We start from the raw sequence: 20,628 nt of genomic DNA on the forward strand, positions 1-20,628 counted from the left end.
TTATACGTTGCTGGCCGTGCTGCCAGCGGTGTCCGTGCCATAGGCGAGTGCCAGCGCGCGGGCGCGCGCCTGTTCTTCCGGCGTGGTTTCCGCGGCTTTCTTCTCGGCTTTCACCGTTGCGTCCGGCTGTACCAGCTTGAGCAAGCGCAAGCTCAGGCTGCCCGCCAGGTCGCCATCCTTGCCGCTGGCGCTATCGGCGTTGCTGTTGACGTTGTTATTGAAGATGCTGCTTTGCAGTTGCTGGCCCAGCAGCTTGAACAGGTCCTGCAGATTGCCGCCGAAGTGCGTGTCGGGCAATTCCTTGTCGGGCAGGCCCGTCTCATCGGCGGAGCTTGCATCTTCAAATGCTTCTTGTGTTTGCTCAAGGACGCCCGCGCTGATGCTCGATTGATATTGCACTTCCACTTCGAAGTCGAAGGTCTGGCCATCGGCCGTCGTGATCTTGCCCTTGCCGATGAAATGCGCGTTTTCATCGAGGCTGAAGGCGGCCGCGCGGCTGCTGCCGCCGGCGCCCGAGACGCTGGCGCTGCCACTGCTGAAGCTGGAGCCGGCCTGCAGGTCGACGGAATCGAAGGCGACCGTGGCACCGTCGCCGAACAGCTGGCGCGTCATGGTGGAGAGGAAATCCTGCGCCACGTCGACGGTGGCGTTGCCCAGCGTGTCCGTGCGCTGCTCCAGTCCCTTGGCCGACAGGTCCAGGCCATTCTTTGACAGCGCCACCACGTCTTGCGCCGTGCGCTGCATCAGGGGCGAAGCGGCCAGGCCCGTGGCGCTGCTGCCCGTGCGGGGCGGCTGCTGGCCAGCCAGCGTATTCGAGGCGGGTTGACGGCTGGCAAGGGCGGAGAGCTGGGACATGGTCGGTTCAAATGGGGAGGATAGTCGAATTAACGGCAATATCGCCCCATTCTTTAACCATCAGTGGTGGTGCGACCAGCTACCGTCTGCCGACTCCAGATAGGATTTGACGGCATCGGCCTGGCCCGTGGCGTGGCGCTTGAGTTCGCCGCATGCGCAAATGCCCTGGTACGGCTGGATATGCGAGCAGGCGGAGACTTTTTGCAGGTAAACCTGCATGGATTTGTGACATTTTACGCACTTGAAGGTGAGGCTGCGGGCGGCTTTCATGGGGTTCCTTGAACTGTTGCGGGGCGTAGAGTTCGTCTACGCGAAGGCGGCGATTTTAACGTACTCCGGCCATCGTTACACGTTGTTGCATCTGCGCCACGTGCACGTCAACTGAATCCGCGCCGTGACGTTGAACGTATATAGGAGGTCGTCTGACCGCCATTGAAGAGGTAGCACCATGGACAAGCATGACAAGGAAAAGCCTGTACAGCCCGCCAAGGAGCTGGTCAGGAAGTGGCTGAAAGCGGAGCTGGAACAGCGCCGGCCCCCGCCCGACCCCGAGCAGATTCGCCGCGAACTGGGCTGGGATATGCTCAGACTGTGCCGGGAGCCGGCCAGCCGCTAGTGACTCAGCGCACCGTCACCACGCTCTTGCCGCCGGATCCAGGCTGCACGAGGATGCGGGTGGCGATGCGCTCCGTCATTTCCTGTACGTGCGAGATGACGCCCACCTTGCGGCCCATGGCTTGCAAGCCGTCGAGCGCATCCATGGCCACGCGCAGGGTTTCCGTATCCAGGCTGCCGAAGCCCTCGTCGATGAACAGCGATTCCACGCGCACCCGGTTCGAGGACAGCGAGGCCAGGCCCAGCGCCAGGGCCAGCGAGACGAGGAACGATTCGCCGCCCGACAGCGAGTGCACGGAGCGCAGCTCGCCGCCCATGTCCTGGTCGCGCACCATCAGGCCCAGCGACGGATTGTTCGGGTTGTCGATGCGTTCGAGCTGGTAGCGGCGCGCCAGGTGGTTCAGATGTGCATTGGCATAGCCCAGCAGCACTTCCAGCGTGAATTGCTGTGCATAGTTGCGGAATTTCTTGCCGTCGGCCGAGCCGATCAATTCATTCAGGCTGGCCCAGCGCCGCTCGATGACGGCTTGCGCCTCGATCTGCGCCAGCATCGTTTGCGCGCTGTGGCGCCGCGCGTCGTCCTGCGCGATGGCCAGGCGCAGGCGCGTCGCTTCCTGGTTGGCCGCCTGACGCTCGGCGCCAAGCGCGTCGAGCGCCGCCTGCAGCGCGGCCTCGTCCGTTTCCAGCGCTTCCGGTGGCCGTTCCAGATGGTCCGCATGCCGCTGACGGCGTTCGGCCAGCACGGAAGCGGCCGTCGTATGGCGGTCGGCGATCATCTGCAAGGCGTCGCGTTCGGCGCGCATGGCGTCCGGCGCGATGGCCAGGCGCGCGCGCAGCTCGTCGAGCGTGGCGGGCGCGTGGCCGGAGTGCCGCTGCCGGAACTGCTGCAGCCAGTCGTGCAGGGCGACGGTGGCGCCGTGTTCCTGTTCGCGCAGGGCGGCCAGGCGCTGCGACAACTGCACGCATGCTTCATCGAGGCGCGTGCGCTGCTGGCTGGCCGACTGCGCCGCCGTTTGCTGCTGCTCCAGCAACTCCTTGGCCTGTACGATGGCGCCAGCCAGGCTGTGTTCCACCTCGGCCACGTTCTGGCCCTGCCATAGCGCGTTACGCTCCGCTTGCAGTGCCGTGCACTGTTTGTCGGCGGCGGCAAAGGCGGCGTGGGTCTCCTGCGCCGTGTGCCGTGCCTTGCCGGCGGCCAGCAACGCCGCTTCCAGCTGCGCGGCCAGGGTCGCCAGCGCGTGACCGCGATTGTCCTGGTCCGCCTGCTGTTTCAGCCATTGCCGGCTTTCCGTTTCGCGCGCCGCGCGGAAGGCGGCGGGGCCGGCGCGCCAGTTGTCCTTCCAGCCTTCGGCGCCTTCCACGTCGGCAAACGCGGTATCGAGCTGCGCCAGCAAGCTGTCAAGCGCGCTGCGCGACGTCTCCGCCTTGTCCACGCTGGCCGCCTGCTGCGCCTGCAACTGCGCCAGCCGTGTCTGCGTTTCGGCGACGGCGCTTGTGCAGCGCGCGTGTTCCGCGCCGGCCAGTTCGTGCGCCGCCTGCGCCTGCTCGCGCCGCGCGCTGGCCTGGCGCAGCGCCGCCTCCTGCTGCGCCAGCGCCTGCAGGGCTGCCGTATTGGCCGTCAACTGCTGCGCGAACCAGTGCGCGCGCTGGTTTTCCGGCGGCAGATGCAGGGTATCGGCATGCGGCTGCCATTGCGCGTGCAGGCTGGCGATGGCGGGCGGCAGGGCCGCCAGTTCTGCATCCGTCTGCACCTGTTCGCGCGCAGTCGCGGCCAGCGCCGCCCGGTGCGTGGCCAGTTGCTCCAGATTGCCGCGCGCGTGTGCGCGGCAAGCCAGTACTTCATCCTGCAAGCTGGCCAGCATCGCCTGCAGGGCGTCGTCGGCGTGGGTGTACGGGTGTTCCAGCGCGCCGCAGACGGGGCAGGGCTGCTCGTCCTGCAAGGTGGCGCGCAGCTGCTCGACGCTGGCCGCGCATGCCGCTTCCGCGCCTTTCAAGGACTTTTCCGCCTGCGCCAGGCTCGCTTCCAGCAGCGCTGTTTGTGCTGCCGCCGCGGCCAGCGCCGCGTTTTCCGTCTGCGCGGCCTGCTCCAGCTGGGCGGCCCTCGCTTGTCCATGCGCCAGCGCCTGCTGCTGGCGCGCCAGCTCCGTCCACGTCTTTTCCGCCGCATTCAACTGGCGCGCATGGTTTTCCAGCTGTCCGCGCTGTTCCTGCAGCAGCTGTCCGTCGATGGCTTGCACGGCGGACAGCGCTTCGCGCCGCTGCCCATCGTGCTCGGCGAGCGTGGCGGCGGCGGCCGTCAATGCGGCTTGCGCCGCGTGGCCCGCGTTGGTTGCCGCGCGCACCAGCTGCGCCGCTTCGGCTGCCTTGGCGTCGGCCGCATCGGCTTGCGCGGCAGCCTGGCCGGCCTGGGCGAACAGCTGGTCCGACAATTGCCACGACGTGGCCAGCGCTTGCCAATGCTGGTGCGATGCCAGCCACAGGCGGCCCGTTTCCTGCTCCGCCTGCATGGCGTGCTGGCCCTGCTGCAGATCGTGCAAGGTGGCGCGCGCCGTCTCGTTGGCGTGGTCTGCCGTCATTGCCGCCTCCCTGGCCTGGCGGTGCGCGGGCAAGTGGGCGGCAATGCCGGCATCGAGCGCCTTGGCGGCATCGAGCTGCGGTGCCGCGTCGCGCTGCGCCGCTTCCCTGGCCTGCAAGGCCGCTGCCGCTTGCTGCACGCCGGCAGCCAGTTGCGTTTCGCTGGCCACGGCTTGCGCCGCCTGCGCGCGCGCCGCTTCCAGCGCGGCGCCGCTGCTGGCGATGTCGTTCGCCAGGCGCGCCACGTCATCGACGAAGGGGCGCGCCGGCTGCAGCAATTCCCACTGCGCCAGCGCCGTGCGGCGCTCTTCGGCAGCGGCCCGTTCGGCATCCGCGCCATCGAGCGCCTCTTGCGCCGCCGCTACCTGGCTTTGCAGCTTGTGCGTTTCCTGGTGCCAGCGCTGCTGCAGTTCCAGCACCGCCTTGCGCAAGTCGATGGTTTGCAGGGTGGTCTCGGCCGCGCTGCACAGGACCTCGGTATCGGTACGTTCTTCCGGCGACAAGGGCCGCTGGTCGGCCAGTTTTTCGCCCAGGCGTTCGAGGACCTGCTTTTCCTTTTTTGCCCGCTCGAAGGCGCGCATGGAAATGTCGGTATAGATGCTGCTGCCCGTCAGGGTTTCCAGCAACTCTCCCCGTTCATTGTCTTCCGTCTTGAGGAAGGTGGAAAACTCGTTTTGCGCCAGCAGCACGGCGCGCGTAAACTGGTCGAACGACAGGCCGATGCGCTTTTCGATCTCTTCCTTGACTTCCGTCTTGGTGCCGCCGATGGGCTGCAGCGCTGGCAGCTGGTGCAAGCTCATGGCGGTCGCCTGCAGCGCGCCTTCGGCTTTGGTGCGCGAACGGCGCACGCTCCAGCGCGCGCGGTAGCTTGCGCCATCGTTGCCGACGAAGTCCACTTGCGCGTAGCCGTCCGGCGTGCCGCGCCGCAGCAGGGTGCGCGTATCCTGGGCATTGACGGTTTCCTTGCCCACGTCGGGCAGGGCGCTGCCCCGGCCCAGCACTTTCAGCAGACGGGGCGTGGCGTCGTACAGGGCCAGGCACAGGGCATCGAGCAGGGTGCTCTTGCCTGCGCCCGTGGGCCCGCTGATGGCGAACAGGCCGGAAGACGCGAGCGGTTCCTGCTGGAAGTCGACTTCAAATTCGCCGGCCAGCGAAGCCAGGTTCTTGCCGCTGATTTTCAGGATTTTCATGGTTCTTCAGGTGTGCTCATGAGCCAGGCAGCAGCAGTTCGGCCAGGGCCGACAGTTGTTCGGGCGGCGCGGGCTGGCCGTATTTTTGCTGGTACAGGCGGCGGAAGATGTCGTCGGGCTGCAGCTGGCCCAATTGGTCGAGCGTCATGTTCTCGGGCGCGCTGCTGCGCGCGGCGCTCGATGTTTCGATCTTCGCCAGGCGCACGTGCTTGCCGTCGAGCGCCGTTTCGATGCGCGTGCGCAGGCCTGGCTCCGGCGCATCGAGGCGCACGCGCACTTCCAGGAAGGGCTGTGCTTCGGCCGGCGCGTCCGGCACGTCGAGGGCGGCCAGCTGTTCCAGCACTTCGGCAATCGGCGCCGGCGTGGCGGGCACGCGCAGCAGCGGCACGGCGCGCGGCACCTCGATGGCGCGTACCTCGCGTAATTGCTCGCCGTCGATATCGAGGCACAGTACCTGATGGCGGTAATTCACTTCCGCGAAGGACAGGGGAATCGGGCTGCCGCAGTAGCGGATATGCTGCTGGCCGCCCACGGCCTGCGCCTTGTGCAAATGGCCCAGCGCCGCATACGCGATGGCGGCGTCAAAAATCCCCGACGGCAGCATTTCCGTGCCGCCGATGACGATGCGGCGTTCGGAATCGTTCGACATTTCGCCGCCCACCATGTGGCAGTGGCCCATGGCGATGATGGCTTGTCCGGGCTGGCGGCGCGCCAGCGCCAGGTCCGCCAGCTGGCGGTACAGCAGGGCGATGCCGCCCAGGTAGGCATCCTGGGTATCGCCGGCCGGCAGCTTCGGCACGTCGCCGGGGCGCAGGAAGGGCACGGCCAGGCACCACGCCTGCACTTGCCCATCGGAGCCGGTGAGCGGCAGCAGCAGGCGTTCCAGGTCGATCTGGCCATCGTCGCCACGCAGCACATGGCCGATCACGTGCGTGCCATGCGCGGCCAGCAGGGGGCCGGGCGCTTCCAGGCGGCCGGCCGAATCGTGGTTGCCGGCGACGACGACCAGCTGCAGCGCTGGCAGGCGCGCGCGCGCCTGCTGCAGGAATACATATAACTGCTTTTGCGAGGCGGCGGAAGGGTTGGCGTTGTCGAACACGTCGCCCGCCACCAGCAGCACGTCGACCTGTTCGGCCACGAGCGTGTCGAGCAGCCAGTCGAGGAAGCGCTGGTGTTCGTAGCCCCGCTCATAATTGTGCAGGGTCTGGCCCAGATGCCAGTCGGAAGTGTGCAGCAGGCGCATGGTGGGGCAAGGGTAGGGAGGACAGGCGCCAATATAGCAGGAATGGCGCCTGTCTCACGCCGTCAGCACGCCTGCGCGATAAGTATTGCGCCCATCCTGTTTCGCCTGATACAGCAGCACGTCGGCCCGCTGCAGCAGCACGGCGGGGGAAATGTCTTCGTCGCGGTAGAAGGCCAGGCCGATGCTGGCGGAAATGCGCACGCTGATGCCATCGAGTTCGAACGGCTGCTGCATGGCGGCGACGATTTTTTCCGCCAGCACGGCCGCGTCGTCGGGCCGGGTGATCTGCTCCATGATGATGGTGAATTCGTCGCCGCCCAGGCGGGCGATGATATCGGTGGCGCGCATGGTCTGCGTCAGGCGCTGGGCGAAGGCGCGCAGCAGGGCGTCGCCGGTGCCGTGGCCATGCGTGTCGTTGACGGGCTTGAAGCGGTCGATATCCATGTACATGACGGCCATCAGGTGCTGCTGCTGGCGGCTCGCGTGCATGGCGTCGCTGAGTTTTTGCTGGAAGCCGGCGCGGTTCGACAAGCCCGTCAGCGCATCGACCTGGGCCAGCTTCAGCAGCCGCTGCTTTTCGCGCTTTTGCACGGTGATATCCTGGCGCATTACGTGAAAACCCACCACCTGCAGCTTGTCTTCGCCGATCTGCGGGATGTAGATCACTTCCATGCAGCGCTCGATGCCTTCCTTGTCGTCTTCTTCCTCGAAGCTCAGGGTTTCGCCCGCCAGCACGCGTTCGATATACGGCGCCACCGTGCGGTAGCGCGCCTCGCCCACGGTGTCGCGCACGCTTTTGCCCAGCGCCTGCCGGCCCGTCAGGCCGAATTCGCGTTCATAGGCGATATTCAGGAAGCGGTAGACCTGGTCGGCGTCGATGTACGCGATCATGGCCGGCAAGGTGTCGGCGATGGTGCGCAGGCGCGCTTCGCTTTCCAGCAGCGCCACTTCCGATTCGCGCAAGGTGGTGATGTCGTCCAGGGTCCCCACGTAGCCTTCGATCCTGCCGTCGATGAGGATGGGGGCAATTTTGACGGAGACCCAGACCAGCCTGCCGTCGCGCTGCAGGCAGCGCAGGGTGGACTGGAACGGCGCGTGGCTGCGCGTGAGCTGTTCCAGCGCCACGTGCATCAGCGGATAGTCGTCCGGGTGCAGGGCGCTGGTCCAGCCGGCGCCCAGGGCGGCGGCGCGCGGCAAGCCCGTGATCGATTCGAAGGTGCGGTTGACGTAGGTGCAGCGGCGCTGGCGGTCCAGGCGCACCAGCCCGAGCGGCGAAGCGTCGTTGACGGCGGCCAGTTCGGCCTGTTTCTGGCGCAGTTCCAGTTCCTGCTGGCGGCGCTGCGAGATATCTTCGGCGATGCACAGGATATGTTCGATCTGCTGGCGCTCGTCGAACACGGGCACGGAGACGGCGCGCAGGTAGCGCAGGCTGCCGTCAGCCAGGCGCAGCGGTTTTTCCGTATGGTCGATGACCCCGCGCTCGGCCAGGATGGCGCGGTCGTCCTCGGCGTCGTGCAGGCCGAAGTCGGGCGGGAAGGCCTGGCAATCGGTCTTGCCGATGACGTCGGCGGCCAGGTGGCCGGTGATATCCTCTGCGGCCTTGTTCCACACTTCCATCTTGCCAAAGTTTTCCGGGCGCGCGCTTTTCACGTAGACCAGCACGGGCAGATGGTCGATCAGCGACTGCAGGAAGCTGCGGTTGTCCTGCAGCGCCAGTTCGTCGTGCTTGCGCGCGCTGATGTCGCGCGAGGTGACGGCCACGCCGTCGGCAATCGGCACCACCTGGTGGCGCAGCCAGCGCGTTCCTCCCGAGGCCAGTGGCAGCTCGAATTCATCTTCCAGCGGCTGGCCCGTTTCCATCACCAGCACGAAGCGCTTGAAAAAACGCTCGCCGCGCAGCAGCGGCATCTGCTGCAGTACGCGCTGGCCCAGCAGTTCGGAGCGTGGCTTGCCCAGCATGTCGGCGGCCCGCTCGTTGATGTCGGCGAAGATGAAATCTTCCACCGGCTTGCCCGGCGCGGGGCGCCAGGCTTTCAGCAGCAGCACGGCATCGAGGCTGCCCTGGTGCGCCGCGCGCAGCAAGGCCTGCGTTTCCTTGGCCTGGCGGATGCTGCGGCGCAGGCGCGCGCTCTGGCGCATCAGCAGGGTCGTAAAGCCGGCAATGAGCACGCTGGCGGCAAGCAGCGCGCCGACATACACCAGGCGGCGGTGTTCGAAGCGCGCCAGGGCGACGGCGCGGTTCACGCCCACCACGGCCAGCAACGGGTAGCGCGGCAGCTCGTGGTAGCTGTAGATGCGTGACGTCGCGTCGACGGGCGGCTCGATCAGCAGTTCTTCGGGGGCGTGCTGCGGCGGTCCCGGCATGCGGAAGTCGATGCGGTCGCTGAGGATCAATTGCTCGCCGATGCGTCCCACCGTCAGCCCGCTGTCGCGCGCCACCAGCATCAGCGCGCCCTGTTCATCGAGGTTCAGGCGGTCGTAGTCGTCGACAAAATACGTGGGGTCGACGAGGATGACGATGGCGCCGGCGAAGCGGCCTTGGGCATCGTTCAGGCGGCGCGCCAGGCGGATGGTCCAGCGCTTGCTCTCGGCGTCGAGCATGGGCGTGTCGACCAGGGCCGTGTCGGACGCATTCGCGGCCAGCGCCCTGAAAAATGTCTGCGTGGCCAGGTTTTCCGGCAGATAGGCGTGAGCGCTGTCGACCACATTGCCGTGCGCGTCGATGAGGGCGATCGGCAATTCGAGCTTCGATGGCAGCACGCTGTCGAGCAGGCCCTGGCGGCGCGTGAATTCATTCAGGCGCAGGCCGCCGTCCGTTTCCTCGTATTTGAGCTTGAACAGTTGGGTGGCGTGGTCCGTCTGGCGCAGGGTGAAACTGGTATGGTCGGCCAGGGTGCGCGCCAGCGACTGGCTGACGGCCACGGCGTCGCGCACGGCGCTGGCCCGCTCCTGGCCAACCTGGTAAAAGACGGCCGCCCATAGCGCCAGCAGCAAGATGAGCGCGAACAGGGGCACCAGGCTGAGACGGTACAGGCGGCGGGCAAGGCGTTGCAGGGGTCTTGTTATCGCTATCACGGGCGCTTGCAGGCTAGGGTCATGGAAAAGGGGAGGGGCGGCGTGGCGCGCATCATAGCGGAAATATGCTGACCTGCGCGCTGCCTGCTGCCCCAGCGTCTGTTCGTAGTCTGTCGCTGGCCTTATTTTGCGTTAAATCAAGTATCTGTGGTGCCGCGCACGCTAAAAAAAGCACGCCGGCGGCGACACGGGCCGGCGGCGTGGCAGAAAAAGTACAATTGCGACCCCATCCTCATTAAAATGGGCGCTTCTACCTCCCATATCGAAAGTTGTCATGCAGAGTAAAAAGCCCGACGCGGCAAGACTGGACAAGATCGTGGCCGAAGCGCGCCGCGCCGCCGACCAGCGCGAGAGCGGCTACCGCGAGCGCTCGCTGAAGATGTATCCGTGGGTATGCGGCCGCTGCATGCGCGAATTTACGCGCGCCAACGTGCAACAGTTGACGGTGCACCACCGCGACCATAACCACGACCACAATCCGCCGGACGGCAGCAACTGGGAACTGCTGTGCCTGTATTGCCACGACAATGAGCACTCGCGCTACCTGGAAGCGGACCGTGGCGCCGGCCTGCTGTCGGCCGAGGTGGCGCCCGCCACGCACAATCCGTTCGCCGCGCTCGCTGGCTTGATCAAGAAAAAGGACTGAGCGGGCCGCGCCGCTTCCCCCATGCGCATCTTGCTGACCGAAGACGACCCTCAGCTGGGCCGCGCCACGCAGATCGGCCTGGAACAGGGCGGCTATGCCGTCGACTGGGTCACGAGCGCCGAACACGCGCACACGGCCGTGCGCCTGCACGACTATGGCTGTATTTTGCTCGACCTGGGCTTGCCGGGGCAGGATGGCATGCAGGCGCTGGGCGTGCTGCGTGACAATGGCTACAGCGGCGCCGTGCTTGTCGTCACGGCGCGCGACCAGGTGGGCGAGCGCATCGCCGGGCTCGACGCGGGGGCCGACGACTTTATCGTGAAACCGTTCGACCTCGACGAGCTGGCCGCGCGCATCCGCAGCGCCTGCCGCCGCGCCGCCGGGCGCCTGCGCGAGCACCTCGTGCATGGCGACCTGGTGCTCGATATCGCGGACCGGCAGGTAACGCAAGGGGGATTGCCCGTGACCTTGACGGTGAAGGAATTTCGCATCCTGCAACTGCTGCTGGAGCACGGCGGCCGGGTGCTGAGCCGGGAACAGCTGGAGAAAAACCTGTACAGCTGGGGTGACGAAGTGGAAAGCAATGCCGTGCAAGTGCATATCCACCACCTGCGCAAGAAGCTGGGGCGGGACTTGATACGCACCGTGCATGCGATCGGTTATTGCATCGACAAGCCCAAAGCGGCTTGACACAAAAACGGGCTACCCTGAGGCAGCCCGTTCGATGTTGACGCTGATGGCGCGTTACGGCATCAGAAATCGACGGTGGCCGACAGCCACAGACGGCGGCCGTCCAGGCTGTTGACATAGCGGTTGGCGTAGGTCAATGCCGCTGCGCGGTATGGCTGGTAGTCGATGAAGTCCTTGTTGAGCAGGTTGTACACGGCCGCGTTCAGGGTGACGCGCTTGTTCAGCTGGTAGCTGCTGCCCAGGTGCAGCATGGTGTAACCCTTGTAGTCGCCCAGCGCGGCCTTGGCGGCGCGCGTGGAAGCCGAGGTGCCCGGATCGCGGAAGCGCTCGCTGCGGTACTCGGCGCGCAGCCAGCCGTTCCACTCGCGCGAGATATCCCACGACAGGCGCGCATTGACGGCGTGCTTGGGCGTGTCGCTCAGGGGCTTGCCGGCATTGCTGCCGCTCTTCTGTTCGCTTTCCGTGTACGTGTAGTTGGCGCTGGCCGACACGGTCTTGCCCAGCGGGAAGCGCGTGTTCAGCTCGACGCCGCGCGTGACGGCCTCATCCACATTGACCGATTGGCCAAATGCATCCACGTTGGGCCAGTTGCCGAAGCTGACGCAGCCGGGACGGTTCGGCGAAGGGCGGTAGTCGCAGTTGACGAGGCCCGTGCCCGTCGTGATCTTGTCCTTGAAGGTATTGTTGAACAAAGTGCCGCTGGCGGTCCAGCCGGCCAGGTTGTCGAAATATGCACCGATTTCCGTCGTCGTGCTCGTTTCCGGCTTCAGGTCCGGGCTGCCGACGAGGGGGATCGTGCCCTGGCCGCCAAAACCGTTGATGCCTGGCGACAGTTGCTCCACGCGCGGCGTCTTGTAGCCCTTGCTGACGCCGCCCTTGACGGTCCAGCTTGGCGCTGCGTTCCACACGGCATAGGCGCGGGGGCTGGTCTGGCCGCCGAAGATGCTGTGATCGTCGTAGCGGGCGCCGACGGTCAGCGCGACGTTGTCCAGCACCTGCCATTCGTCTTCCACGAACAGGGCTTTTTGCGTGAATTCGAATTTTTTCGGCGCCACGCCGTCCGTCATTTCCGCTTTCCACCATTGCGCGCCGACGGTAGCCATGTGTTTGCCCAAAGGCATGACCAATTTGGTATCGAAGACCTGGCTTTCCACTTCCAGCGTGCGTGCGCTGCCGGTCACGGCGCCTGGCGTGCCCGGCGGAATCGTGCGGCCCAGGGTTTCCGTCTTGTTCACCATGTAGCTGCTGTCCAGCGTGCCGAAGCCGAAGCGGCCCGTGTGCGACAGGGTCCACTGGTCGCGCTTGTATTTCTGTTCCGGGCCGTAGCCGCCCTGTACGGTATTGGTGCCGAGCTGGCCCTTCGAATTGTCGTAGGTCTGGCGGCCCGCGTCCGCGTCGAGGATGACGGTGTGGTAGCGGTTCGGCGTGAAGGCCAGGCGCGCGCCAAAGTTCTCGATGTCCGAGCGCACGGGGTTGGCGCCCATGCTGGCGGGCACTTGCGCGCCGGCCGCGTTGGGGACGCGGATGTCGGCCGCATCGCGGCGCTGCTTGCTGCCGCGCAGGGACAGGCCCAGCAGGTCGGTGGCGATGGGGCCGCTCAGGTAGAAGCGGCCGCTTTTCACGTCGCCGAAGTCCGACTCTTCCTGCAAGGTGTAGTCGGCCGAGACGGAGCCCATCCACTGCTTGCCCACCTTGCGCGTGATGATGTTGATCACGCCGCCCATGGCGTCCGAGCCGTACAGGGTCGACATGGGGCCGCGGATGATTTCGATGCGCTCGATGGCGGCCAGCGGCGGCATGAAGCTCGTCTGCGTGCCGCCGAAGCCGTTCGGCGTGACATTGCCGGCCGCGTTCTGGCGGCGTCCGTCGATCAGCACCAGGGTGTAGTCGCTGGGCATGCCGCGGATGCTGATGTTCATGCCGCCCGTCTTGTCGCCCGCCGCGCCCACGTCGATGCCTTCCACGCTTTCCAGCGCCTGCGTCAGGTTGCCGAAGCGCTCCTTCGACAGCTCCTGGCGCGTCAGCACCGTGATCGAGGCCGGCGCCTGCTTGATATCCTGCTCGAAACCGGAGGCGGAGACCACCACTTCCGGCATGCTGGCAGGCGTGCCCGTCTGGGCGTGAGCCGGCAGGCAGGACAGGGCGGCCAAGGCCAGGGCCAAGGTGGTGGGACGCGGCAGGCGCGCGCTGCGGGTGCTGTTGGACATGCAAACTCCTGATGGTGGATGAGTTATTGGTTTTGCTGGTGCAAGCTAATGGGAATCATTGAGGCAATAAGAATCATTTACAATTGCAGCCATGGCTTCCCAAAAAATATTTCGCTCCGGATCTTGCGCAGAAGTTCTTAAGAGATTCTTAACGGCTGGCGGCGACCTGAAAACCTGGTCGCTGCGGCGCACTTTGCTGGGCGTGCTGCTGGGCCTGACCCTGGCCCTGTGGGTGGGCAGCGCCGCCATCGTGTACGTGGAAGCGCGCCGCGAAAGCCAGGAACTGTTCGACCAGTCGCTGATCGAGACGGGCCACCTGCTGCTGTCGCTGGTGGAAAAGGATGCGCGCCAACACGGCTTGACGGGGCCCATCGACGTGCCGCTGCGCGGCCATCCGAATCCCCATCAGTATTTGCTGTTCAAGGTGCGCGACGCGCAGCAGCGCGTGCTGTACCGTAATGACGCGGCGTCCGATATCGCCCTGTCGCGCAGCGCGCCGGACGGCCTGTCCTGGACCCTCATTGGCGGCCAGCGCTGGCGTCTGTTTTCGTTGTGGGACCCGCAGCGCACCCTGCAGCTGCTGGTGGCCGAGCCGACCAGCCACCGCGACGATATCAGCCGCGGCTTCTTTTACCGCATCGCCGTGTTCGGCCTGCTGCTGGTGGCGCTGGCCACCATCGCCATCTGGTGGAGCATCCACCGCGTGTTTCGCGTGCTGCAGGCGTCCGCCGATGAAGTGTCGGCGCGCACGCCCGATGACCTGGCCGACGTCAGGCTGGCTGGCGCACCCACCGAGCTGCATCCGCTGTTGCTGGAAATTAACCGCCTGTTCGGCAGAGTGCGGCAAAGCCGCGACAACGAGCAGCGCTTCACGGCCGATGCCGCGCACGAATTGCGCACGCCGCTGGCCGCCATCAAGACCAATCTGCAAGTGCTGCAGCGGGCCCGCAGCGAGGCTGAGCGCGAGGAATTCATTGCAGCCCTGGGTGTCAGCGTGGAGCGCGCCACGCGCCTCGTCAACCAGTTGCTGGCGCTGGCGCAGCTCGACCCGCATTCGGGCGCGGCGGCCGACTTGCGCGCGGGGGACCTGTCCGACCTGCTGGCCGAGCAGGCCGCGCAGTGGCAGGCGCTGGCCGCGACGTACCGGCTGTCGCTGAGCGTGATCATGGCACCGGCGCCCTGCGCGCTGCATGCGGACAGCCTGCAGATGTTGCTGCGCAACCTGGTCGATAATGCGCTGCGCTATACGCCGGCGCCCGGCTGTGTCGTCATCAGCTGCGGCGTGGAAGCGGGGCGCAGCTATTTGCGCGTGGCCGATTCCGGTCCGGGCATCGCCGAGGAGCTGCACGCGCGCGCGTTCGAGCGTTTTGTGCGCCTGGGCGGCGGGCAGCTGCCCGGCAGCGGCCTGGGCCTGTCCATCGTGCGCCGCATCGCCGAGCGACATGGCGCGGACATCCTCCTCGGCGCCGGCTTGCAGGGCAGGGGGCTGGCGGTGACGGTCGTGTTTCCATGACGGCCCCGCCAGGGCAAGGCGTTTAGGCCGACTTTACAGCGACTTCAGGAAAGCCAGCAGCGCGTCGCGGTCCGTCTTCGACAGGTTCTCGAAACGCTGGCGCGCTTTTGTCCCTTCGCCGCCGTGCCACAAGATCGCTTCCGTCAGGCTGCGCGCGCGGCCGTCATGCAGGTAGCCAGCCTTGCCGCCGCCATTGCCCATGACTTTTTCCGTGTAGCCTATGCCCCACAGCGGTGCCGTGCGCCACATGCTGCCTTGCGCCTGGCCTTCCGTGAAGGTATCGGCCAGCTCGGGACCCATGTCGTGCAGCAGCAGGTCGGTGTACGGACGGATGGTCTGGTTGCGCAGTTCCGCAAACAAATGTCCCGCGCCCGTCTTCATTTCCACCGTGTGGCAGGCAGCGCAGCGCATGCCCTAGAACAGCTTCGAGCCGGCGGAAACCTGCTGCGGGTCGACCTTGAGCTCCTCGATCGGCGCCACGCCTTTCGGGAAACCGCTGGCGATGCTGCGCTGGGCCGGCACGGCCACCAGGGCCAGGTATTGCGTGATCGATTGCAGGTCCGCTTCCGAGATGCCTGGCTGGGCGCCGCCCGCTGCGCAGGCTACCGGCCCCGCCATGCAGGCGCGGTTGCGGTACACGGGCGAGGTGACGGCCATGTCCAGCAGCAGCGCGTCGGCGGCCTGGTGGCGCAAGGTGGCTTTCGAGGCCTTCCAGCCGAAGCGGCCCAGGCGCACGGCACCCGTCTCTGGTTCATATACATAGTTGGGCAGGCCCTTGACGCCATCGGCATCCGGCGTGCTGCGGGCGCGCGCCAGGATGTCGGCTTCCGGCACGGCTTCCAGCAAGCCCGCGCCGATCATGGGCGGCGCCGCGCGCAGCGAAACGACTTGCGGCACGGGGCCTTCGAAGGCCAGGGTCGGCTTGCGCAGTTCGACCTGCGTGCCGTCGGCCAGGGTCGTCTTGCTCGTCGTGAAACCGCCCACGCTGACGCCGTTGCCCCAGTTTTGCGGCACGCCGGAAGGCGAGACGGCATTCATCTGGATCGCCGTGCCGTATTGCGGGTGCGGCACCTGCTGCCCCGCCGCATTGATGCTGGCGACGCGCACGGCCATCGTGTCGAGGCGCTGGTTCAGGGCCATCGGCGCGGGGCTGCGGCCATTGTTGACGTGGCAGGCGATGCAGGCCGACTGTCCGTAGCGCTGTCCCTGCAGGCCGACGGCGGGCGCGTAACGGTCGTTGCCGCCTTCGTTATGCTCGCCGGTGGTGAAGTTGGTATGCACCAGGCGCCGGCCCTCGACGAAGCGCTGCATGTTCTGCATGCCGATATTGTTGTGCGGCTGCTGGAACATGAACAGGGCGTTGTCCGAGTAGTTATACGACACGGAACCGAGGCCGCCGGAGAGCGTTTCCTCCGGCAGTGGCACGGAATTGAGGCGCGGCTGCACGCCATACCAGGGCCGCAGTCCTGCGCCCACCACATACGTCCATTCGTACGAGTAGTAGCGGATGCCGCCAGCATCGCCTTTCGACGCCATCGAGGCGGTGGTGGAAAACATCGATGGCGACACTTCGATGATGTCGCCCGCCGTCAGCGCGCGCGCCTTGACGTCCGTGCCATTCGGCATGCCGCCGGCATCGAGGCCGCCATGGCCCGGGTACTCCTTGATCAGCAGTGTGCAGGCGCCATTGATGCCGTTGGCGTTCGTCAGCCTGTCGTTGGCCGGGTAGGCCGTCGGCTTGCAGACGGGGACATTGCGGTCCACCAGTTCGCCGGGCGACATCCAGCCGTAGCCCGTCACGCCGGGACGGTCGAAACCGCGGAAGAAGGCCACGCCGCCGGACAGAAAATCGACGGTGGTGTACTGGTTGACGATCAGCGTGGGCTTGGTAACGCCGCGTACCTTGCTGTTGTCGATGATTTCCACGCCCCAGGTGCGGTTCTTGAAGTATTGCGGCACGAAAGTGAGGTAATTACCCGGCCCCTTGTCTTGCGGCAGGCCCGTGACGGGATCGACCGTTTCATTCGGGCCGTAGCCGATTTCATTCCATTCCTCGCCCCGTTCGCGGCCATGGCGCGCCAGGCCGCGCGCGCCGAAGCGCGTCACCAGGGTGCCGTCTGCCAGGGTGAATTGCAGGCTTTCCAGCGGCTGGGCGGCGGCCGGCAGCGGTGTCCAGCCGGTGCCGTTGGCGGGGAATTTCAGGGCCGACGTCGCAGTTGACGGCAGGCTGTTGTCATTGCCCGGCGTCTTGAAGCTCACTTCCAGCAGCGAGTAGCCATACTGCGTGGCGCGCGCCACGCCCTGCAGGCGGATGTAGCGGGCATTGATGCCCAGGTTGAAGAATTCCTCGGTGCCGCCGTGGCCATTCGTCACGTAGCGTACTTGCGACCATTTCTGGCCATCGTCGGAGACCTGCAGCGCGTACTGCTTGCCGTATGCGTTTTCCCACAGCAGTTTCATGTAGCCGACGGGCGTCTTCGCGCCGAAGTCGAACTGGATCCACGCGCCGTCCTCGAACTTGCTGGCCCAGCGTGTGCCCGTCTTGCCGTCGATCGCCATGGCGGCCGACATGCCGTTGTTTTCCACGGGCGAGGAAGTGGCGGCCACGGGGCGGATATCCACGCCGGGCTGGCCCGGATCGATGGTGACCGGGGGCGGCTCGGTGACGGGCGGCGTCACCGGCGGCAGCACGGGCGTACCCGAAAATGCCTGGATTTCAAAGATGGAGTAGCCGTATTGGCCCGCGCGTTTGACGCCCTGCATGCGCAGGTAGCGGCCTTGCGCGTCGAACCCCGTGATGTCCTCGATGCCGCCCTTGCTGTCGCTGACGTTCTGGATGGTGGTCCAGTGCGTATTGTCGTCCGATACCTGCAGCAGGTAGGCGCTGGCGTGCGCGTTTTCCCAGGCGATATGTACGCGGGTAATGCGCTGCGAGGCGCCGAAATCGAGAGTCAGATATTCGTTGTCCGTAAAGCCGCTGCCCCAGCGCGTGCTGTCGTTGCGGTCGATGGCGGCGCTGGCCGACAGGTCGCCCCGTTCCGCCGAGCTGGCCGTGGCGGCGACGGGCGTCAGCGCCGTTTCCGCCGACGTTTGCGCCAGCAGCCGCTGCGCCGTGGCGGGCGCGGCCGGGTTGTCGCCGCCACCGCCGCCGCACGCGGCCAGCAGCAGGGCCAGGGCCAGCGGCAAGCGCCGTCTGGAAAAGTGGATAAAGCCGGCCGGGTGCTGCCGGGGCCGAAGCAGGGATGTGTGCATGCTATCTTCCTTGTTTTTATTGATTATGCAAGATTGGTCAGAATGGACGTCTCCGCATCCCCGTCGATGGTGTTGCGCATGCTCCACCGTCACGGCAGCGCCTTGCGGCCAGGGGGCGGCAAGGAAGGACATGGCGGGCAAAGATGGGGGGAGCAGTTTTAATTGCCGTATGGCAATAATTTTCTTAAGTTATAGAAGCGCATGAGGCATGTCAAGCGGTCTCGTGGACTTGTCATCAACTGTTCATGTCGCCCGGATTTTTTGCACTATGCTGGTGCGCAAGATGAATAATAATGGGTGATGGCATGAATAAAATTCAGCAAGAAATGCGCGGCGCGCGACGGGAATGCGGTATCTTCCTGAAATGCCTGCCGACTGCGCGCCCCCTTTTTTGAGGAAGAACTGACCTTGCCGATTCCGCCCGCCATACCGATACTCCCGCCGCTCTCGCTGCCCGCCGCGCGCGCCTTGCACCTGGCCGCGCAGGGCTTGCTGCAGGCGCGCCGCAGGAAAGCCGTCAAGGCCGATGTGCTGGCCGCCGTGCGGCAGATGGGCGTGCTGCAGATCGACACCATCCACGTGGTGGCGCGCAGCCCGTATCTGGTGTTGTGGAGCCGGCTGGGCGACTATCCGCAGCCGTGGCTGGAGCAATTGCTGGCCGAGGGCGCGCTGTTCGAATACTGGGCGCATGAAGCCTGCTTCGTGCCCATCGAAGACTATGGCTTGTACCGCCACCGCATGCTGGACCCGGCCGCCATGGGCTGGAAATACTCCGTCAAATGGATGGCCGAGCAGGGCGAGGCCGTGGCCTCGGTGCTCGAACATATCCGCGCCAACGGCGCCGCGCGCTCCGCCGATTTCGAGCGCACGGATGGCCAGGCGGGCGGCTGGTGGAGCTGGAAGCCGGAAAAGCGCTCGCTTGAGGTCTTGTTTACCTCGGGCGTGCTGATGATCGCCAAGCGCCACAATTTCCAGCGCTATTACGACCTGGCCGAACGCGTTTTGCCGGGCTGGCACGACGGCTTGCTGCCGCCCGAAGAGCAGGTGCGCCGGTGCCTGCTGCTGGCCAGCGTGAAGGCGCTGGGCCTGGCGCGGGCCAGCTGGATCAGCGACTACTTCCGCACCAAACAAGCGCGCGCCAGCCTGGCGCACGATCTGCAGGCGCTGGTGGACGAGGGCGCGCTGCTGCGCTGCACGGTCGATGGCTGGATTGATGCCGTGTACGTGCATGCCGAGCATGGGGACTTGTTGCGCGCAGCGGCTGCGGGCAAGCTGGCGCCCACCCTGACGACGATACTCTCGCCGTTCGATCCCGTCGTGTGGGACCGGCGCCGCGCGCTGGAATTGTTCGGCTTTGACTACCGGCTCGAATGCTACACGCCCGCTGAAAAACGCCGGTATGGCTACTTCACCCTGCCGATCTTGCGGCGCGGCGCGCTGGTGGGGCGCCTGGACGCCAAGGCGCACCGCGCGCAGGGGCGCTTCGAGATCAAGTCGCTGGCGCTGGAAGACGGTGTGCGCCTCAGTTCCCGCCTGGTGCAGGACGTGGCTGGCGCCGTGCAGCGGCTGGCGCTCTGGCATGCCTGCCCGCAGGTCGAGATAGCCCAGGCGCAGCCGGCGGCTTTCGGTGTGCAGCTGGCCGAGGCCCTGCACGACGGCGGCGCTGCCGCAAGGCGGGCCGCATGATGCTGCCGCCGGCGCCTGCCCACCTGCTCGACGCGGATGGCGTGCCTTGTTTTGGCCGCTACACGGGACAGCTGGATGCCTTCGACTGGGTGGCGCTGGCGCCGCCGCACGCTCGCGGCGCCCTCTGGCGCCTGTTCCACCACAAGCGCTGGCATTACGTGGCCCTGTCCACGCCCACGCTGTTCTGCGGCGTGGCCATCGTCGACCTGGGCTGGACCAGCACGGCCTTCGCGTATGCCTTCGACCGCCACAAGGGCAAGATCGTGGCCAGTTTTTCGCAGGATGGCATTCCCGGCCTGTGCGCGTCCGTGGCGCCGCATGCGGGTGCCAGCAGCCGTTTCCGGTTTTTCTCGCAAAAAATCAGCATCGAAGCCCAGCCGCAGCAGCGCTACCGATTGCGGCTCGATTGCGGCCATTTCGGCATCGATGCGGAATTCGGCCCGCCCGTGGCGCCCACCTTGCTGGCCGTAGGACCCGTGGGCGAGGGCGGCAGCGTGCACGCCACGCAAAAGTCGGGCGGCTTGCCCTTGTGGGGCACGGTGCGTTGCGGCGCCATGGGCTACAGCTTGGACGACGGCGTGGCCAGCTTCGATTATTCGAACGGCTTGCTGGCGCGGGAGACGGAATGGCGCTGGGCCTCGGCGCACAGCCTGGACCTGGGTTTCAACCTGCAGGCAGGCTATTTCGGCGCGCATGAAAACGCACTGTGGCTCGATGGCCAGCTGTATCCGCTGGGCCGCGCGCATTTCGACTTCAATCCCGACAATCCGCTGGCGCCGTGGCATGTATGGACGGACGACGATCTGCTGGACCTGCACTTCAAGCCGGAAGGCGCGCGGCGCGAGGATAAAAACCTGTGGATCGCCGCCAGCCGCTACATCCAGCCGATCGGCACTTTCAGCGGCTGGGTGCGCACCAGCGCGGAGTCTCCCAAGCGCATCGTGGCGCAGCTGGCCGGGGTAACGGAAAGCCACCGCTCGCGCTGGTAGGGGCGCGCGGATTTTTCGTGAAATGCATCGCAAGGTCAAATTTTTTTGGCAACGCATCCCTTACACTGGCGCGTAGCCGCTCCGGCAATCCAT

At 66.2% G+C, this 20,628-nt stretch carries 14 protein-coding genes; 6 read left to right on the top strand and 8 right to left on the bottom strand.

What is annotated here, in order from left to right; all coding sequences use genetic code 11:
- Both CSQ92_RS02095 and CSQ92_RS02100 read right to left on the bottom strand, forming a co-directional pair.
- Positions 1-855 (bottom strand): hypothetical protein, encoded by an 855-nt coding sequence (locus CSQ92_RS02095; RefSeq protein ID WP_099393102.1) that lies wholly within the window; start codon positions 853-855, stop codon positions 1-3.
- A gap of 60 nt (positions 856-915) precedes the next feature.
- Positions 916-1,125, bottom strand: coding sequence for a hypothetical protein (locus tag CSQ92_RS02100; RefSeq protein ID WP_034755039.1), 210 nt, complete (start codon positions 1,123-1,125; stop codon positions 916-918).
- A 178-nt stretch (positions 1,126-1,303) separates the two neighbouring features.
- On the opposite strand from CSQ92_RS02100, the gene CSQ92_RS28965 reads away from it, so the two are divergent.
- Positions 1,304-1,471 carry a hypothetical protein gene (locus CSQ92_RS28965; protein ID WP_162835746.1) on the top strand — a complete coding sequence of 56 codons (168 nt, stop codon included), beginning with the start codon at positions 1,304-1,306 and terminating at the stop codon, positions 1,469-1,471.
- Positions 1,472-1,475: 4 nt separating this feature from the next.
- On the opposite strand, the gene CSQ92_RS02105 is transcribed toward CSQ92_RS28965, so the two are convergent.
- From CSQ92_RS02105 to CSQ92_RS02115, 3 genes are read right to left on the bottom strand one after another with little or no spacing between them, the layout of a single operon-like run.
- Positions 1,476-5,234, bottom strand: coding sequence for an AAA family ATPase (locus tag CSQ92_RS02105; protein WP_099393103.1), 3,759 nt, complete (start codon positions 5,232-5,234; stop codon positions 1,476-1,478).
- 16 nt (positions 5,235-5,250) lie between these two features.
- Positions 5,251-6,477: an exonuclease SbcCD subunit D C-terminal domain-containing protein gene (locus tag CSQ92_RS02110; RefSeq protein ID WP_099393104.1), complete on the bottom strand. Its 1,227-nt coding sequence runs from the start codon at positions 6,475-6,477 to the stop codon at positions 5,251-5,253.
- Between the two features lie 54 nt (positions 6,478-6,531).
- Positions 6,532-9,552, bottom strand: coding sequence for a PAS domain-containing protein (locus CSQ92_RS02115; RefSeq protein ID WP_257219103.1), 3,021 nt, complete (start codon positions 9,550-9,552; stop codon positions 6,532-6,534).
- Positions 9,553-9,826: 274 nt separating this feature from the next.
- Here CSQ92_RS02115 and CSQ92_RS02120 point away from each other — a divergent pair, with 274 nt between their 5' ends.
- Both CSQ92_RS02120 and CSQ92_RS02125 read left to right on the top strand, forming a co-directional pair.
- Positions 9,827-10,198 carry a YajD family HNH nuclease gene (locus CSQ92_RS02120; protein WP_099393106.1) on the top strand — a complete coding sequence of 124 codons (372 nt, stop codon included), beginning with the start codon at positions 9,827-9,829 and terminating at the stop codon, positions 10,196-10,198.
- Positions 10,199-10,219: 21 nt separating this feature from the next.
- Entirely contained in the window at positions 10,220-10,888 is a 669-nt protein-coding gene (locus CSQ92_RS02125; protein WP_070254154.1) for a response regulator, read from the top strand.
- A 62-nt stretch (positions 10,889-10,950) separates the two neighbouring features.
- Here CSQ92_RS02125 and CSQ92_RS02130 read toward each other — a convergent pair whose 3' ends face one another.
- Positions 10,951-13,095 carry a TonB-dependent receptor domain-containing protein gene (locus CSQ92_RS02130; protein WP_099393107.1) on the bottom strand — a complete coding sequence of 715 codons (2,145 nt, stop codon included), beginning with the start codon at positions 13,093-13,095 and terminating at the stop codon, positions 10,951-10,953.
- A gap of 202 nt (positions 13,096-13,297) precedes the next feature.
- On the opposite strand from CSQ92_RS02130, the gene CSQ92_RS02135 reads away from it, so the two are divergent.
- Positions 13,298-14,608 carry a sensor histidine kinase gene (locus tag CSQ92_RS02135; RefSeq protein WP_257219229.1) on the top strand — a complete coding sequence of 437 codons (1,311 nt, stop codon included), beginning with the start codon at positions 13,298-13,300 and terminating at the stop codon, positions 14,606-14,608.
- Positions 14,609-14,641: 33 nt separating this feature from the next.
- On the opposite strand, the gene CSQ92_RS29600 is transcribed toward CSQ92_RS02135, so the two are convergent.
- Positions 14,642-15,019 carry a di-heme oxidoredictase family protein gene (locus CSQ92_RS29600; RefSeq protein WP_373606012.1) on the bottom strand — a complete coding sequence of 126 codons (378 nt, stop codon included), beginning with the start codon at positions 15,017-15,019 and terminating at the stop codon, positions 14,642-14,644.
- Positions 15,020-15,022: 3 nt separating this feature from the next.
- Positions 15,023-17,860: a discoidin domain-containing protein gene (locus CSQ92_RS02140; protein WP_373606013.1), complete on the bottom strand. Its 2,838-nt coding sequence runs from the start codon at positions 17,858-17,860 to the stop codon at positions 15,023-15,025.
- A gap of 408 nt (positions 17,861-18,268) precedes the next feature.
- On the opposite strand from CSQ92_RS02140, the gene CSQ92_RS02145 reads away from it, so the two are divergent.
- Complete coding sequence (locus tag CSQ92_RS02145) at positions 18,269-19,546, top strand: winged helix-turn-helix domain-containing protein (protein WP_257219104.1); 1,278 nt, start codon at positions 18,269-18,271, stop codon at positions 19,544-19,546.
- On the top strand, positions 19,543-20,535 hold the full coding sequence (locus CSQ92_RS02150) for a DUF2804 domain-containing protein (protein WP_070280453.1): 993 nt from the start codon (positions 19,543-19,545) through the stop codon (positions 20,533-20,535). Before CSQ92_RS02145 ends, CSQ92_RS02150 begins: the two co-directional genes overlap by 4 nt.
- Positions 20,536-20,628 lie beyond the last annotated feature (93 nt).

Origin of the sequence: Janthinobacterium sp. BJB446, assembly GCF_002735655.1 — a bacterium.
GTDB lineage: Bacteria > Pseudomonadota > Gammaproteobacteria > Burkholderiales > Burkholderiaceae_D > Janthinobacterium > Janthinobacterium lividum.

Bases quoted from the DNA above. Each gene is read 5' to 3' on its own strand.
- CSQ92_RS02125 (WP_070254154.1), top strand. From the start codon at position 10,220: ATGCGCATCTTGCTGACCGAAGACGACCCTCAGCTGGGCCGCGCCACG.
- CSQ92_RS02095 (WP_099393102.1), bottom strand. From the start codon at position 855: ATGTCCCAGCTCTCCGCCCTTGCCAGCCGTCAACCCGCCTCGAATACG.
- CSQ92_RS02120 (WP_099393106.1), top strand. From the start codon at position 9,827: ATGCAGAGTAAAAAGCCCGACGCGGCAAGACTGGACAAGATCGTGGCC.
- CSQ92_RS29600 (WP_373606012.1), bottom strand. From the start codon at position 15,019: ATGCGCTGCGCTGCCTGCCACACGGTGGAAATGAAGACGGGCGCGGGA.
- CSQ92_RS02110 (WP_099393104.1), bottom strand. From the start codon at position 6,477: ATGCGCCTGCTGCACACTTCCGACTGGCATCTGGGCCAGACCCTGCAC.
- CSQ92_RS02100 (WP_034755039.1), bottom strand. From the start codon at position 1,125: ATGAAAGCCGCCCGCAGCCTCACCTTCAAGTGCGTAAAATGTCACAAA.
- CSQ92_RS02150 (WP_070280453.1), top strand. From the start codon at position 19,543: ATGATGCTGCCGCCGGCGCCTGCCCACCTGCTCGACGCGGATGGCGTG.
- CSQ92_RS02105 (WP_099393103.1), bottom strand. From the start codon at position 5,234: ATGAAAATCCTGAAAATCAGCGGCAAGAACCTGGCTTCGCTGGCCGGC.
- CSQ92_RS02130 (WP_099393107.1), bottom strand. From the start codon at position 13,095: ATGTCCAACAGCACCCGCAGCGCGCGCCTGCCGCGTCCCACCACCTTG.
- CSQ92_RS02140 (WP_373606013.1), bottom strand. From the start codon at position 17,860: ATGCACACATCCCTGCTTCGGCCCCGGCAGCACCCGGCCGGCTTTATC.
- CSQ92_RS28965 (WP_162835746.1), top strand. From the start codon at position 1,304: ATGGACAAGCATGACAAGGAAAAGCCTGTACAGCCCGCCAAGGAGCTG.